General features: G+C 63.8%; 15 protein-coding genes. 8 read left to right on the plus strand and 7 right to left on the minus strand.

Annotation, left to right across the window (positions count from 1 at the left end; translation table 11 throughout):
• Positions 1–77 precede the first annotated feature (77 nt).
• The 3 genes from rplI to rpsF form a co-directional block, all read right to left on the minus strand.
• Positions 78–650 carry a 50S ribosomal protein L9 gene (gene rplI, locus AC3YMN_RS16485; protein WP_127754336.1) on the minus strand — a complete coding sequence of 191 codons (573 nt, stop codon included), beginning with the start codon at positions 648–650 and terminating at the stop codon, positions 78–80.
• A gap of 248 nt (positions 651–898) precedes the next feature.
• Positions 899–1,153, minus strand: coding sequence for a 30S ribosomal protein S18 (gene rpsR / locus AC3YMN_RS16490; protein ID WP_035100429.1), 255 nt, complete (start codon positions 1,151–1,153; stop codon positions 899–901).
• An 18-nt stretch (positions 1,154–1,171) separates the two neighbouring features.
• Positions 1,172–1,576, minus strand: a complete 405-nt coding sequence (gene rpsF / locus AC3YMN_RS16495) for a 30S ribosomal protein S6 (RefSeq protein ID WP_127754335.1) — start codon at positions 1,574–1,576, stop codon at positions 1,172–1,174.
• A gap of 314 nt (positions 1,577–1,890) precedes the next feature.
• Between rpsF and AC3YMN_RS16500 the strand changes: the two genes are divergently transcribed.
• The 8 genes from AC3YMN_RS16500 (at position 1,891) to AC3YMN_RS16535 (ending at position 9,112) form a co-directional block, all read left to right on the plus strand.
• Positions 1,891–2,259: a hypothetical protein gene (locus AC3YMN_RS16500; RefSeq protein ID WP_489890843.1), complete on the plus strand. Its 369-nt coding sequence runs from the start codon at positions 1,891–1,893 to the stop codon at positions 2,257–2,259.
• A gap of 108 nt (positions 2,260–2,367) precedes the next feature.
• Positions 2,368–3,318: an ACP S-malonyltransferase gene (gene fabD, locus AC3YMN_RS16505; protein ID WP_489890844.1), complete on the plus strand. Its 951-nt coding sequence runs from the start codon at positions 2,368–2,370 to the stop codon at positions 3,316–3,318.
• 43 nt (positions 3,319–3,361) lie between these two features.
• Positions 3,362–4,099, plus strand: a complete 738-nt coding sequence (gene fabG / locus AC3YMN_RS16510; RefSeq protein WP_127754332.1) for a 3-oxoacyl-[acyl-carrier-protein] reductase — start codon at positions 3,362–3,364, stop codon at positions 4,097–4,099.
• Between the two features lie 191 nt (positions 4,100–4,290).
• Positions 4,291–4,527 carry an acyl carrier protein gene (locus tag AC3YMN_RS16515; RefSeq protein WP_035100440.1) on the plus strand — a complete coding sequence of 79 codons (237 nt, stop codon included), beginning with the start codon at positions 4,291–4,293 and terminating at the stop codon, positions 4,525–4,527.
• Between the two features lie 30 nt (positions 4,528–4,557).
• Positions 4,558–5,820, plus strand: coding sequence for a beta-ketoacyl-ACP synthase II (gene fabF, locus AC3YMN_RS16520; RefSeq protein ID WP_127755321.1), 1,263 nt, complete (start codon positions 4,558–4,560; stop codon positions 5,818–5,820).
• 138 nt (positions 5,821–5,958) lie between these two features.
• Complete coding sequence (gene mltG, locus AC3YMN_RS16525) at positions 5,959–7,080, plus strand: endolytic transglycosylase MltG (RefSeq protein WP_127754331.1); 1,122 nt, start codon at positions 5,959–5,961, stop codon at positions 7,078–7,080.
• A gap of 95 nt (positions 7,081–7,175) precedes the next feature.
• Positions 7,176–7,814 carry a guanylate kinase gene (gene gmk, locus AC3YMN_RS16530; protein ID WP_248305141.1) on the plus strand — a complete coding sequence of 213 codons (639 nt, stop codon included), beginning with the start codon at positions 7,176–7,178 and terminating at the stop codon, positions 7,812–7,814.
• Between the two features lie 62 nt (positions 7,815–7,876).
• A complete protein-coding gene (locus AC3YMN_RS16535; RefSeq protein ID WP_489890845.1) occupies positions 7,877–9,112 on the plus strand; it encodes an MFS transporter in 1,236 nt (411 codons plus the stop codon).
• Between the two features lie 5 nt (positions 9,113–9,117).
• Here the strand turns inward: AC3YMN_RS16535 and rsmA are convergent, their stop codons facing one another.
• The 4 genes from rsmA to AC3YMN_RS16555 form a co-directional block, all read right to left on the minus strand.
• Positions 9,118–9,987 (minus strand): 16S rRNA (adenine(1518)-N(6)/adenine(1519)-N(6))-dimethyltransferase RsmA, encoded by an 870-nt coding sequence (gene rsmA, locus AC3YMN_RS16540; protein WP_489890846.1) that lies wholly within the window; start codon positions 9,985–9,987, stop codon positions 9,118–9,120.
• On the minus strand, positions 9,984–10,988 hold the full coding sequence (gene pdxA / locus AC3YMN_RS16545; RefSeq protein WP_489890847.1) for a 4-hydroxythreonine-4-phosphate dehydrogenase PdxA: 1,005 nt from the start codon (positions 10,986–10,988) through the stop codon (positions 9,984–9,986). The genes rsmA and pdxA overlap by 4 nt, the downstream gene beginning before the upstream one ends.
• Before the next feature lie 44 nt (positions 10,989–11,032).
• Positions 11,033–11,941: a SurA N-terminal domain-containing protein gene (locus AC3YMN_RS16550; RefSeq protein ID WP_127754327.1), complete on the minus strand. Its 909-nt coding sequence runs from the start codon at positions 11,939–11,941 to the stop codon at positions 11,033–11,035.
• Positions 11,942–12,034: 93 nt separating this feature from the next.
• Positions 12,035–14,308, minus strand: coding sequence for an LPS-assembly protein LptD (locus AC3YMN_RS16555; protein ID WP_489890886.1), 2,274 nt, complete (start codon positions 14,306–14,308; stop codon positions 12,035–12,037).
• Between the last annotated feature and the right edge of the window lie 25 nt (positions 14,309–14,333).

Here is a 14,333-nt window from a genome sequence, read left to right on the forward strand (position 1 = left end):
GGGGCGAATCGGAGCGCCTGGAAATAGCGAAAGGCCGGGCAGGGTGCCCGGCCTTTCACAAATCTGGGCAGCAGGTTTTAGATCGAGTCGTCGAAACGATCGTCCTGCGCCGCATCGGCCTGGCCGGCGGCGAAATCGCCAGCCTCGTCATCGTCATACTGGGTGACGGTGAGGTCTTCACCAGCGACCTGGCGGCTTGCTTCGTCTTCCGAGCGAGCGACGTTGACGGTGATGGTGACCGCAACTTCGGCATGCAGGTTGAGCGCGACGGTGTGGATGCCGACCGACTTGATTGGGTCGGCAAGGTCCACCTGCGAGCGCTGTACGGTGTAGCCGTCGGTAGCCAAGGCCTCGACGATGTCGCGCGAAGCAACCGAGCCGTAGAGCTGGCCGGTTTCGCCGGCTTGGCGGATGATCACCACCACATGGCCATTGAGGCCTTCAGCGATCCCGGCAGCGGCGTTGCGGCGCTCTTCGTTGCGCTTTTCGATATGGGCGCGTTCGGCTTCGAACTTGGAGCGGTTGCCGGCAGTGGCGCGCAAGGCCTTGCCCTGGGGCAGCAGGTAGTTACGGGCGAACCCGTCCTTGACCGTCACTTCGTCGCCGATGGAGCCGGTGCGACCGACGCGTTCGAGCAGGATAACTTTCATTGCAATTTCCTTGTGGCTGTCCCGTCTCATGGACGGTTAGGAGCCCCGGACCATCCGGAACCCCAGCGATGTGCCCTGGTGAGGGGGCACTGTGGCAGGCAGCCCTTGGAGGGCACCTGGACGCCAAACAGAAAGTCGTTGGGCTGGATGAGATAGTGGTGGTTCGCGAGAACCGGCGCGCAGCGTACTTTGGGTACGTGAGCACCGGAAGCGCAGCGAACCGCCACTAGATCGCCAGCACAGCGACCTTACTGGACGGCATACGGCATGATGCCGATGAAGCGGGCCCGCTTGATCGCACGAGCCAGCTCACGCTGCTTGAGCGCCGAAACGGCGGTGATGCGCGAGGGAACGATCTTGCCGCGCTCGGACACATAGCGGCTGAGCAGACGCACGTCCTTGTAGTCGATCTTGGGAGCGCCTTCGCCCGAGAACGGGCAGGTCTTGCGCCGGCGCTGGAACGGACGGCGGGCCTGGGCGGTGGTAAGGTCTTTGATTGCCATAGCTTTGAGGTCCTTGAATTAGAAACGGCGGGGACGGCGTTCGCCGCCGAAGCCACCACGATCAGGACGGCCGCCATCGCGGTCGCCGCGGTCATCACGGTCGCGCTTCTGCATCATGGCCGACGGGCCTTCTTCCAGCTCGTCAACGCGCACGGTCATGAAGCGCAGGATGTCTTCATTGATGCGCATCTGGCGCTCCATCTCGGCAACGGCAGGAGCCGGAGCGTCGATGTTCATCAGCGTGTAGTGGGCCTTGCGATTCTTGCGAATGCGGTAGGAGAGACCCTTGAGGCCCCAATATTCATTCTTGGTGACCTTGCCGCCGCCAGAAGCGAGGACTTCGGTCAGAGCAGCGGTCAGCTCTTCAACCTGCTGCTGGGAGACGTCCTGGCGCGCCAGGAAGATATGCTCGTAAAGGGCCATTGATGCGCCTTCCTTTGTGGTTCAACACAGTGCACTTGCTGGCGCGGAGCCTCCTTGAAGCCGGGAACGGCGTCAAAGCAGTCTTGCAAAGAGCGGGAACACGGGAGGCCGGACTTGTTGGTCCTATCGGCGCAGGAGAGACCCCATGCACCAACCCTCCGTTCAGCCCCCGGCCAAACGAATGCTGGGGGTCACATAGGCCAAAGAGGGGCTTCGCACAAGGCTTTTCGGCCTTTTGGCTATTTTGGAACCCCCCGGCGGCTCAGGCTTTGCCATGGCGAGACCACTCAACGTTACCAGGAATTTTGTTTCGCATGAAAAAGCTGTTTGCCCCACTCGCGCTCCTTGCCACCCTTGGGCTTGTGGCCTGTGATGACGCGCCGGACCGGGAGTCTGCGGCAAGTGTTCAGAGCAATCCCGATGGTTCGCGCACCTTGCAGCTCAACGTGCCTGAATCGCTGGCGCCCGCGGTTGACGCGATGGCCAATCCCCAGGCGACGATCGATAATCTGCGGTCGCGGGCCGGCACCATGACCGAGCAGATGCGGCGCGATGCGGTTGTCGCTGCTCGTCGCGCAGCCGAAGAAGGTGCTCGTGCCCTGGGGCAAACCGAAGCCGAGATCCGGCAGGCCGGTGACGTTGCCGAGCGCTCGGCCCGCCAGGCGGCTGGCCTCAACAACTAGATCGGATGGCCGGGGGCGCCGCCAGTGCCTTGACTCTGCCACACACTCCCGGCAAACGCGCCTCCCAAGAGGGAGCGGCGCCGCTCCCGAGCAACAAGGACGCCGTCAATGACCCGCTATGCATTCACCTTTCCCGGCCAGGGCAGCCAGGCAGTTGGCATGGGCAAGGATCTGGCCGCGAGCTTCCCCGAAGCGCGCGCCGTGTTCGGCGAGGTCGATGAGGCGCTGGGGCAGCGGTTGTCAGCCATCATGTTCGAAGGTTCGGACGAGATGTTGCGCCTGACGGAAAACGCGCAGCCGGCGCTGATGGCGGTGAGCATCGCGGTGATGCGGGTGCTTGAAGCGCGCGGCATGCGCCTCGCCGATCACGCTGCCTATGTGGCGGGCCATTCGCTGGGCGAATACTCTGCCCTTTGCGCGGCGGGCACCTTCACTGTTGCCGATGCGGCGCGCCTGCTCAAGACGCGCGGGCAGGCCATGCAAAAGGCCGTGCCCGTTGGTCATGGCGCCATGGCGGCGCTCTTGGGCCTTGACCTCGAGACCGCCCGTGCCGTGGCCGCCGAAGCGGGGCAGGGCGAAATCTGCGATGTCGCCAATGACAATGCGCCGGGCCAGGTCGTGGTATCAGGTGCTGTCGCCGCCATCGAGCGCGCCGTTGAGCTGGCCAAGGCCAAGGGCGCCAAGCGTGCCTTGCTGCTGCCTGTCAGTGCCCCGTTCCACTGCGCCCTGATGCAGCCCGCAGCCGACGCCATGCGCGAGGCGCTGGCCGAGGTGCAGATGCAGGCGCCGGTTGTGCCGCTCGTGGCCAATGTGCTGGCCGCGCCGATCAGCGATCCCGACGCGATCCGCCAGCGCTTGGTCGAGCAGGTCACGGGCGTTGTGCGCTGGACCGAAAGCGTGACCTGGCTCACGGGCGAGGGCGGGGTCACCCATCTGGCCGAGCTGGGCAGCGGCAAGGTGCTGACGGGCCTTGCCAAACGCATCAACCCTGAGGCTACTGCTGTGGCGGTCAACACGCCCGACGACATCGCCGCCTTCGCCGCGACGCTGTCCGCCTGATTCCTGTTGATCCCCTGTTTGATTTTCTGCGGAGAGCTGTCCCATGTTTGATTTGACCGGCAAGCGCGCGCTCGTGACTGGCGCCAGCGGCGGCATCGGGCGCGAGATCGCCAAGGCGCTCGCCGCAGCGGGAGCCAAGGTGGCGCTGAGCGGCACCCGCCAGGGAGCGCTGGAGGATGTTGCCAAGGAAATCGGCGCCGACAGTCCGATCCTGCCGTGCAATCTCTCCAAGCTCGACGACGTCGATAAGCTCGTGCCGTCCGCGGAAGCGGCGCTGGGTGGGCTCGATATTTTGGTCAATAATGCCGGCATGACGCGCGACAACCTCTTCATGCGCATGAAGGACGAGGAGTGGGACGAGGTGATCGCGGTTAACCTGACCGCTGCCTTTCACCTCAATCGCGCCGTTTTGCGCGGCATGATGAAGCAGCGCTTCGGCCGCATCATCGGGATTTCCTCGGTGGTCGGGGTCATGGGCAATCCGGGGCAGGGCAATTATGCTGCCTCCAAGGCCGGCCTTATCGGCATGAACAAGGCACTTGCCCATGAAGTGGCTTCGCGCAACATCACGGTCAATTCCATCGCGCCGGGCTTTATCGCTTCGGCCATGACCGATGAGCTCAATGACAAGCAGCGCGAGGGGATTTTGTCGACCATCCCCGCCAATCGGCTGGGCACGCCCCAGGAAGTGGCGGCCTGCGCGGTGTTCCTCGCCAGCGATGCTGCGGCCTATATCACCGGGCATACGCTCAATGTGAACGGCGGCATGGCGATGATCTAAATCGCCGGTGCTGCGTTAGGATAGGGCAGCGGGCGCCCCTATCGGCGCCACTGCAAGGACGGCCCCGTCCCGGGAAAAGCTGTGCTGGAAGCCGATATTCCGGTATGGCAGCCCAAGACGGCGCTTGAAGATTTGGCTAGGCGCCAATAAGAAGCAACCGAAACTTCGATTTCGAAAAAGGGAAGTCAAATATGAGCGATGTCGCTGATCGGGTCCGCAAGATCGTTGTGGAACACCTCAATGTGGATGCTGAGAAGGTCGTCGAAAAGGCGAGCTTCATCGACGATCTGGGCGCTGACTCGCTCGATCAGGTCGAGCTGGTGATGGCGTTCGAGGAAGAATTCTCGGTCGAGATCCCGGACGATGCTGCTGAATCCATCCAGACTTTTGGTGACGCAGTTTCCTTCCTCACCAAGGCTGTCGGCTAAGGCCGGCGCACGATAGGCTCGACAATGGAAATGCGCCGCGTCGTCGTCACCGGTTTGGGTCTCGTCACACCTCTGGGCTGTGGCGTAGAAGCAACCTGGGCCAATCTTCTGGCTGGTAAGAGCGGCGCCAAGCGCATCGACGATTTCCAGGTCGACGACATCGCCTGCCAGATCGCTCATCGCTTGCCGCTCGGCCCCTATGCCGAGGGCAAGTATGATCCCGACGACTGGATGGACGTCAAGGAACAACGCAAGGTTGATCCTTTCATCGTTTATGCCATGGCCGCGGCAACGCAGGCCATCCAGGACGCGGGTGTCGAGCCCAAGACCCAGGAAGATCAGGAACGCACCGGCGTTCTGATCGGCTCTGGCATTGGCGGGGTCGGCGGCATCTACGATGCCTCCATCACGCTGCACGAAAAAGGTCCGCGGCGCATCAGCCCGTTCTTTATCCCGGGCCGCCTGATCAACCTGGCTTCTGGCCATGTTTCGATCCGTTTTGGCCTCAAGGGTCCCAACCATTCCGTGGTTACCGCCTGCTCCACCGGCGCGCATGCCATTGGCGATGCGGCCCGGCTGATTGCACTCGGCGATGCCGATGTGATGGTCGCCGGCGGCGCCGAAAGCTGCGTTAACCGGCTGGCTCTCGCCGGCTTTTCCGCTGCACGGGCCCTGTCGACGGGCTTTAACGACAATCCGGAAGCTGCATCCCGGCCCTATGACAAGGATCGCGACGGCTTTGTCATGGGCGAAGGCGCCGGCATTGTCGTGCTCGAGGACTATGAGCGCGCCAAGGCCCGTGGCGCCAAGATCTATGGCGAAGTGGTTGGTTATGGCCTTTCGGGCGATGCCTATCACATCACGGCCCCCTCGCCCGATGGCGATGGCGGGTTCCGCGCCATGAGCGCGGCGATCAAGCGCGCTGGCATCAGCCCCGCCGAGATCGACTACATCAACGCCCACGGCACCTCGACCCCGCTCGGCGACGAAATCGAACTGGGCGCCGTCATGCGCGTCATGGGCGATGCGGCCGCCGGGGCGGTTATGAGCTCCACAAAATCGGCCATCGGTCACCTCCTGGGCGCTGCCGGCTCGGTTGAGGCCATCTTCTGCCTCCTGGCCATGCGTGACAGCATTGCTCCGGCAACGCTGAACCTCGACAATCCGTCGGTGGAAACCAGCATGGATCTGGTGCCCAAGACACCGCGCAAGAAAGAGATCAATGTGGCGCTGTCCAATTCCTTCGGGTTTGGCGGCACCAATGCGACTCTGGTGATGCGCAAGGCCGATTAAGGGACGACTCTCCCGCGCAGGGTAGCCAGCGCTCATGCGCTGGTTTGCACCGCAAGCGCGAGCCATGCCACAGTTTTGTGCCATTGCGATGGAACAGAGCCCCCACAACGATTCACGACAGAGGGCGGGGGCAGCAACATGGCCGATCCAAAGAACCGGCGGACACGCAAGCGCTCGGGCAATGGCTTTCTCGACATCCTCAACGGATTGCTGACCCTGCTGGTGATCGGGCTTGTGGTTGCCGGCGGCGTGCTGCTCTATGGCGCTTCCCAGTTCTATGGCGACGGCCCCGCCCAGGCTGACACCGTGTTCCGCGTCGAATCGGGCAACGGCCTTGGCACCACCTCCGAGCGCCTTGAAGAGCAGGGGCTGATCTCGAACCGCTATGTGTTCCAGCTCGGCGGGCGGGCGCTCGAGCGGCAAGGCAAGCTCAAGGCGGGTGACTTCACCATCCCCGCCGGCGCTAGCATGGCCGATATCCTCAAGGAACTCACCGAAGGCAATCCGATCCGCTACGCCGTGACCATCCCTGAGGGCTGGACCACGTGGGAAGCGGTGCAACGGATCAATGGGGACAGCAATCTGGTGGGCGAAATCACCCCGGTGCCTCCCGAAGGCTCGCTGCTGCCCGGCAGCTATGACTACCTTCCCGGCGATACCCGCCAGTCAGTGGTCGACAAGATGCAGGCCGCGATGAAGGCCGAGCTAGACGCGATCTGGGCCGCCCGCAATCCGGACCTGCCCCTCCAATCGGCCCAAGAGCTGCTGGTTCTCGCTTCCATCGTGGAAAAGGAAACCGGGGTCGCGAGCGAGCGTCCACAGGTCGCCGCCGTGTTCGTCAACCGGCTGCGCGAAGGCATGCGCCTGCAGTCGGATCCCACCATCATCTATGGCATTACCAATGGCCAGGCCCCGCTTGGGCGCGGGCTGCGGCGCTCCGAGATCGAAGCCAAGACCCCGTTCAACACCTACCAGATCGATGGTCTGCCCCCGACCCCGATTGCCAATCCGGGCGCAGATGCCCTGCGCGCTGTCGCCAACCCCGACACCCACGAGTATCTCTACTTCGTGGCCAAGGGGCCGGTACCCTCTGACGGCCATGCCTTTGCCGAAACCTATGCCGAGCACCAGACCAATGTGGCGCGCTGGCGCGAAATAGAGCGTGAGGCTGCCGCCCAGGCCGAGGCAGATGCCGAAGCCGCGCGCCAGGCGCTGGAAGCCGAAGAAGCGGGTGAGGCGGCCCCCGCCGCGCCGCAATAGGTCGCAGCTGGGGACGGGTGGCGCACGGCTCTTGACCGCAAGGCTTTGTTCGCTAAACAACCCAGCGACAGAACCTCACCCAAGGCCGTGCCCCAATGGAATCTCAACGTCGCGGCGTGATGCTGGTGATTGCTTCGCCCTCTGGGGCCGGTAAATCATCCATTTCGCGCTCCCTGTTCGGGCAGGACCCCAATATCCGGCTGTCGGTATCGGTGACAACGCGAGCGCGCCGCACCGACGAGGTCGAGGGTACGCACTATTATTTCATCGATGTGCCCACCTTCAACCGCATGAAGGCCGATGGCGAATTGCTCGAATCGGCGCAGGTGCACGACAATTTCTACGGCACGCCCCGCGCCAAGGTGGAAGAGCAGCTGGCCGCCGGCAACGACATCCTGTTTGACGTCGACTATCAGGGCACGCTGCAGCTCTACGAAAAGAGCCGCAAGGACATGGTGACCGTGTTCATCCTGCCCCCCAGCATCAAGGAGCTGCGCGCCCGGCTCGAGCGGCGCGCGCAGGACAGCGTGGGCACGATCGAAAAACGGCTGCGCAATGCCAAGCTCGAGATGCAGCACTACAACGAATACGACTATATCATCGTCAATGACGATCTGGAGGCTTCGACCCAGAAGGTGCGCTCAATCCTTGCCGCTGCACGGCTCGAGCGGAGCCGGCTGACGCAGCTCGATAATTTCGTCAAGGATCTGCAGAACCAGATCGATTCCCTTTGAGTGGCGCCGGGCTGCGGTCTTAAGCTCCTCGACCTCCCGCTGCGCGACAAGGCACTTCTGGCATGACCAACGGCACGCAGATCATTCGCCGTGGCACCCCGTCCTTTGTGCGCGCCAATATCGCGTTTTTTCTGTCCGCCTTCGCGATCTTCGCGTCGCTGTATTCCGTGCAGCCGCTGCTGCCCATCCTGGCGGCCGAGTTTGGGCTCGACGCCGGCACCAGTTCCCTTGCGCTTTCCAGCACCACCGCCACCTTGGCGCTCGCACTCCTGCTCGCCAGCTGGGTGTCCGACCGCTTGGGGCGCCGCACGCTGATGGTCTGGGCCATTCTCCTCACCGCGGGTTTGGGGCTCGTCCTGCCCTTCGCGCCCAATTGGAGCGCGCTCCTCATCATCCGCACCCTGATGGGCCTTACCCTTTCCGGCCTGCCCGCGGTCGCCATGGTTTATCTGGCCGAGGAGATGGACCCCGAAGCTTTGGGCTTTTCCATGGGGCTTTACATCGGGGGCACTGCCATTGGCGGCATGGCCGGGCGGCTGCTGTCGGGCATCCTCGCCGATCTCATTGGCTGGCGCCCCGCGCTCATGGTTCTTGGCGCCGCCATCGCGCTCGCTGCTCTGGTGGTCGTGCTGCTCCTGCCCGCGCCCCATAATTCACGCCGCAGCCGCATTGCGCTGCTTGAGCTTGCCGCGCTGGTACGCCTGCAATTCCGCGATCCTGGGCTACCCTGGCTCTTTGCCTCGGCCTTCCTGTTGATGGGCAGCTTTGTCACCCTTTACAACTATGTCGGTTTCCGGCTGGCGCTGCCGCCCTTTGCGCTGAGCCACGCGGCCATCTCGGCCATTTTCGTGGTCTATCTGCTGGGCAGTTTCAGCTCAGCTTGGGCGGGCGGCCTCGCGCAGCGCCTCGGACGGCGGCGGGTGTATTGGACCCTGGTGCTCGTCATGACGCTAGGGGTGTTCCTGACCCTTGTGCCCTCAACCCCGGTGATCATTCTGGGGCTCGCCATTGCCACCACCGGCTATTTCGCCGCCCATGGCATTGCCAGTGCATGGGTTGCCCGCCGCGCCAGCGTCGGTCGCGCCCAGGCCTCCGCCATCTATCTGTTCAGCTATTATCTGGGCTCATCTGTGCTCGGTACGCTGGGCGGCTATGCGTGGGTCGCCTGGGACTGGAACGGCGTGCTGCTGGTTAGCGGCGGGGCGGCAGTGGCAGCCCTGTTGGTTGGGCTGCACCTGACCCGCCTTGCGCCGCTGCCATCCGAGCAGCCGGTGCCTGCAGCCCCGACCGGAGCCTAGCCGACCTATTGCTGGCTGGCCGCTGCTGGTGTCTGGCGCAGCTGCGGCAGTACGTGCGCCATGGCGAGAAACGCACTGACCGGCAAATCCTCGGCACGTTCATCGCCCTTGAGCCCGGCGGCAGCGAGCAGGCCTTCCAACGGCACGCCCAGCGATTTCAGGCTTTGCCGCACCATCTTGCGCCGCTGTCCGAACGCGGCCTTGGTGACCTGTTCGAGCTGCTTGACCGCAATGGTGTCGTCCACCGGCTTGGGTACGAGATGCACCACGGCGGATGTCACGTTTGGGGGCGGCACAAAGGCTTGCCGACCCACATTGAAGGCAATCCGCGCATCGGTGCGCCAGCCGGCCAGGACGCCAAGCCGGCCATAGGGATCCTCGCCCGGCGCGGCGCAGATCCGCTCGGCCACTTCGCGCTGGAACATCAGCGTCAGGCTGTCCCAGAACGGCGGCCAGGGCTCGGCGGTGAGCCATCCCGTCAGCAGGGGCGTTGCGATATTGTAGGGCAGGTTGGCAATGATGCGGGTCGGCCCATCCGCCAGCGTCCGGTAGTCCATCTCCAGCGCATCGCCGCTGATTACCGTCAGCCGGCCAGGGTAGGCTTCGGCAATCTGGGCGAGGGCAGGGAGCGTGCGTGGGTCGCGCTCAATGGCGATCACTTCGCGCGCCCCTTCGGCCAGCAGCGCGCGCGTCAGCCCGCCAGGCCCCGGACCCACCTCGATCACCCGCACGCCTTCCAGCGAGCCGCCCACGCGGGCAATGCGCGAGGTGAGGTTGAGGTCGAGGAGGAAATTCTGTCCGAGTTCCTTTTTGGCGCGCAGCCCATGCTCGGCGATCACTTCGCGCAGCGGGGGCAAGTCATCGATCTGGCTCATGCCTTGCTCGGCTCCGTCATGGTGTCGGCCAGCCGGATGGCCGCAAGAAAACTGCGGGGCGACCCATTGCCGGTGCCCGCCAGGTCGAACGCCGTGCCATGGTCGGGCGAGGTGCGCACGATCGGCAGTCCTAGTGTAACATTGACGGCGTCTTCAAACGCCACCGTCTTGATCGGGATCAGCGCCTGGTCGTGATACATCGCGATCACCGCATCATATTGCCGCCAATGGGGCGGATAAAACAGCGTGTCGGCAGGAATGGGGCCGACTGCGTCAACGCCCTGGAAGCGCATCTCGGCGACCGCCGGCCCCACGATCTCCAGGTCCTCGCGTCCGATCGCGCCGCCTTCTCCCGCATGGGGGTTTAGACCGGCCACCCCGATCCGCGGCTCGGCGATCCCGAAGCGGTGCTTAAGATCACGATGCACCGCGCAGCCCGTCTCGACGATCAACTCCTTGGTGAGGAGCCCCGGCACATCCTTGATTGGGACGTGAATGGTGACCGGTACCGCCCGCAGGTCGCCATGGGCCAGCATCATCACCGGCAGCTTGGGCTTGCCGCCGCCCGCGCAAAGCTCGGCCAGAAATTCGGTATGGCCGGGGTGCCGGAAGCCGGCATGGTAAAGCGCCGCCTTGTGGATGGGCGCGGTCACCAGCCCACGACAATCGCCACGCAGCACCGCGGCCACCGATTGCTCGATGGCGCGGATCACCGCCTGGCCCGACAACGGGCTCGTTTTGCCGGGGTGGTCAGGTACCAGCCCCTCAACGGCTGACACGGGCAAAGCCCGCGCGAACACCTCGGCCGCGTCAGTGGGCGTGCATTCCTCCACCGCCAGTTCGAGGCCCAGCCGAGCCGCACGGGCGCGAAAGAACTCGGCTGCGCCAAAGACGCAAAATGGGGGCAGGGCCTCCGCATGACGTCGCGCGAACAACTGCAAGATCAGGTCAGGCCCAATCCCGGCCGGTTCTCCCATGCTGATCGCCAGCGGCTGAGCCAAATCGGTACCCCCCAAAGCAAAAGGCCCGCCGAAGCGGGCCCTGATTAGTTGTAGATGATCTTGGCGCGTTTGCGCAAATCGGCCAGATAGGTCTCGACCTGTCCCTTGAGCGCGTCGCTGCCCGCTTCGGCGCGCAGATCGCCCTTGATGAAGGTCAGGTCTTCCGCCTGCGTCTTCTGGCAGACCGCGAGCATCGAAACGCCCGTTTCCACCACGCGCGGCTTGGTGATGCCGCCGGCGTTGAGCCCGGCCAGTTCCTTGGCAATGGCTTCGGGCAGCTGGGTGGCGTGCCGACGGCCCACATCGATCACGGCCGCGTCAGTATAGCCGAGCGACAGTTCCACCGCGCTGTCGCAGCCCGAAAAGCTGCTGCGGTAGCGATTGGCCTGGGCAGTGCGGGCGCCGGCGCCCTGGCCGCCCGGGGCCACGAAGATGATTTCCTTGAGGATATAATCAAAGCTCTGATAGGCCGCGACCTTGCTGGCGGCCTGCTGGTCCAGTGCCAGGTCCGAGATCTGCACCTGGGGCATGATCGCCGCCTGCGTCACGCCGTTCCAGGCAATAGCCGCTTCAAGCCGATCGCGCAGCGTGTCGATATTGACGCCGCTTTGCTGCAGCATCTGGATCAGCTTGTCCTGGCTGAGCTTGGTGTTACGTGCGATCTGGAGGATGCCTTCATCCACCTGTGCGCCCGAAACCTCGATGCCGAGCCGCTCGGCTTCCTGCATCTGGATGGCTTCATCGATCAACTGCTCGGTGGCGCCGCGCTGGCCGGTCTTGTTGCCTTCAATGGCGAACAGCTTGACGCGCTGGGCAATCTGCACGTCGGTGATGGGGGTGCCGTTCACGGTGACCTTCACATTGGCTGCCAAGCTCGGCATTGCCAAACCAAAGCTCATCAGCGCGCCGATCATCACAGCCCCGGCCGCGCGGGCCAAATTTCCAACCGCCATCTCGCTTATCCGCCTGTTGTTCGCTTGCCCACCTCCAATGGGGCGGGAACATCGTGGAGTCAATTGCTCACGAATACGGCCAAAATCGGTAACCTACCGGCCCACATCTCCGGAATAGCCGATGTTGAGACCTGCCGGGGCCTTGAGGCGGAACGATGCCGTAAAGCGCGTATCGTCGGGGGAGGTGTGGGTCGGCCCGGTCAGGGTCGCCCCGGCGCCCAGTTCCAGATAGCCATCGTCGTATACGACGCCGCCGCTGACCTGCAGCCACTCATTGGCCGCGAGATCCCAATAGGTGGCAGCCTTGACGGTCCAGTAGTCGGCGATAGGCACGCCCACTTGCGCGCCAATCTCATGTTGGTCGCGCAGCACGCCACCTTGGGGGTCGGCGGCAATATAGAAGTAATCCAAACCGGCCGAATACCCTTCGACCGAAAAACTCGCCCCCAGCCCCGCGCGGGCGATGTCCATGGTTTCGGTATCAACCTGCAGCTTGCCGCCAAATCGGGTATGGGGATTGAGGGCGCCATAAGCGCCCAGCACCGCATAGGATGCCCCGTCCTCAAGCCCGGTCCGGGCGCTGCTGAATGCAGGATCGGCGGTGACAAAGGCATTCTCACCCGCCAAATGGAAGGACTGGCCGGCAATCAGTTCGACATAGCTGCCATCGGCGAAGTCAGCCAGATAACGGCCACCGATATTGGCGCGCAGCCCGGTTTCCTGCCGATCGCTGCCCGAAAAGCGATTATACGAAAACAGATTGGTGTCATCGAACACAAAGCTTTGGGCGTCGTCATTGGTGATGCCGACAAGCGAAGTGTCCGAGCCGCGATAAACCAGTTGCCCGATTGGCTCCACCAGATGCACCGTGGAGCCATCGCTCGCGGCCATCGGGAAGCGCACATCCATGGCGGCGATTGGCGTTGCGCTCCAGAGCGTGGTTTCATCGGGCGCCACTGGCAAGGTGCTTTCGCCATTGTAATAGGCCGCATCGAGGCGCCCACCCAGATAGGGCGTGGCGACAAAGCCGCCCGCGCCGATCCATTGCGTCTGCCAGCCGCCCTGCAGCATGGCATGGGTCTTGTCGCCGGCAAAGCCGAACACATAGGGCACGGTGTTGGCAAAGGCGCGATGATCGCCCTCGCGCTGCACGCCTAGCAAGCGTCCGCTCACCTCGACCTGGCCCCAGCCGGGTGCGAGGCGCTCGACATGGTTGAACCGCGCACTGGGAACGGCATCACCCTGCCGGTCCTGATCAGCTTCGGACACCTTTCCTAGGAGGGTGAACTGCTGCAGGCGTAGATCGATAAAGGTGTCGCGCGTCACATTGGTCGCATAGACCTCGTTGACCGAGGCTTCGCGCTCTTCGAGGCGATAATCCTCGAAGAATGCCGCATCGGTGAAGGCCGAGTAGGACCAACCCACCGTCCAGTCCTTGACCGGCCGGAATGAGCCCGAGCTTTGCACCGCTCCGCGCCAGTCCTCGCGCGCTTCGGGGAAGCTGAAGGCGTCCGGTTGAAGCTGGTAGATACCTGAAGCCTTGATCCGGAACGAGCCCTGGTCGAAGCGCTGGATCCATTCGGCGCCCAGCAACAGGCCCTGCCGGCTCACCAGCGCGGGCGACAGGATGATGTCGGTCCATTGGTTGGAATAGGCCACAAAGGGCACTTCCACCTTGAGCCCGATTTCCTCGCTGGAATCGACCGATGGCATGCGGACATTGGCCAGCGCGCTGTCGCTGGTATCGGGCAGCCAAAGGTAAGGCAGCCACGCCACGGGAAATCCCAACAACGCCAGCGAGGGCTGCTCGAGCGTCAGCGAGCCATCTTCCTCATTGGAGATGATGCGCGCCGCGCGCATCGACCAGCCGATTCGCCGTCCCTTGGCGTCGATACAATCGCCGCAGGGCGAATAGGTGGCATCATTCAAAAGGGTGCGCAGCGCCGCGTCATATTCGACGCTGTCCGCCGTGATCCGGGCGCCGTCATAGGTGGTGATCGTCAGGGCGTTGATGAAGGCCTGCTTCATGCCACCCGTCACGCGCAGATCGGTAGTCTGTGCCACATTGCCCGAGGGGTCGCGCACGCTCACGGGCCCCGTGAACTGCACATCATTGCTGTTGCGGTTGAAGACGAGATTGTGCCCGGTTACGGTGTAACCGCTATAATTCAGCACCACATCGCCTGAAGCGGTGATGATCCCGGTGCGGGCATCAAACTGCAGATTATCGGCTTCCACCGCTGCAGCGGCTTCGGGATCGACGGGAGCATTGAAGAATTGCGCCGGCACCAGCCCTTGCGCCATGGCGCCCGTAGACAAGGCCAGCGCCAGCAGGGCACCCGCACCCGCCTTGCGGAGCGGCGACACCAAACCTGTGTTCCAGCCCCTGTTA

Source organism: Devosia sp. Z11_6 (assembly GCF_058133665.1).

Coding starts and splice junctions, on each gene's coding strand:
- rplI (WP_127754336.1), bottom strand. CDS start 650: ATGAAAGTTATCCTGCTCGAACGCGTCGGTCGCACCGGCTCCATCGGC.
- rpsR (WP_035100429.1), bottom strand. CDS start 1,153: ATGGCAATCAAAGACCTTACCACCGCCCAGGCCCGCCGTCCGTTCCAG.
- rpsF (WP_127754335.1), bottom strand. CDS start 1,576: ATGGCCCTTTACGAGCATATCTTCCTGGCGCGCCAGGACGTCTCCCAG.
- AC3YMN_RS16500 (WP_489890843.1), top strand. CDS start 1,891: ATGAAAAAGCTGTTTGCCCCACTCGCGCTCCTTGCCACCCTTGGGCTT.
- fabD (WP_489890844.1), top strand. CDS start 2,368: ATGACCCGCTATGCATTCACCTTTCCCGGCCAGGGCAGCCAGGCAGTT.
- fabG (WP_127754332.1), top strand. CDS start 3,362: ATGTTTGATTTGACCGGCAAGCGCGCGCTCGTGACTGGCGCCAGCGGC.
- AC3YMN_RS16515 (WP_035100440.1), top strand. CDS start 4,291: ATGAGCGATGTCGCTGATCGGGTCCGCAAGATCGTTGTGGAACACCTC.
- fabF (WP_127755321.1), top strand. CDS start 4,558: ATGCGCCGCGTCGTCGTCACCGGTTTGGGTCTCGTCACACCTCTGGGC.
- mltG (WP_127754331.1), top strand. CDS start 5,959: ATGGCCGATCCAAAGAACCGGCGGACACGCAAGCGCTCGGGCAATGGC.
- gmk (WP_248305141.1), top strand. CDS start 7,176: ATGGAATCTCAACGTCGCGGCGTGATGCTGGTGATTGCTTCGCCCTCT.
- AC3YMN_RS16535 (WP_489890845.1), top strand. CDS start 7,877: ATGACCAACGGCACGCAGATCATTCGCCGTGGCACCCCGTCCTTTGTG.
- rsmA (WP_489890846.1), bottom strand. CDS start 9,987: ATGAGCCAGATCGATGACTTGCCCCCGCTGCGCGAAGTGATCGCCGAG.
- AC3YMN_RS16550 (WP_127754327.1), bottom strand. CDS start 11,941: ATGGCGGTTGGAAATTTGGCCCGCGCGGCCGGGGCTGTGATGATCGGC.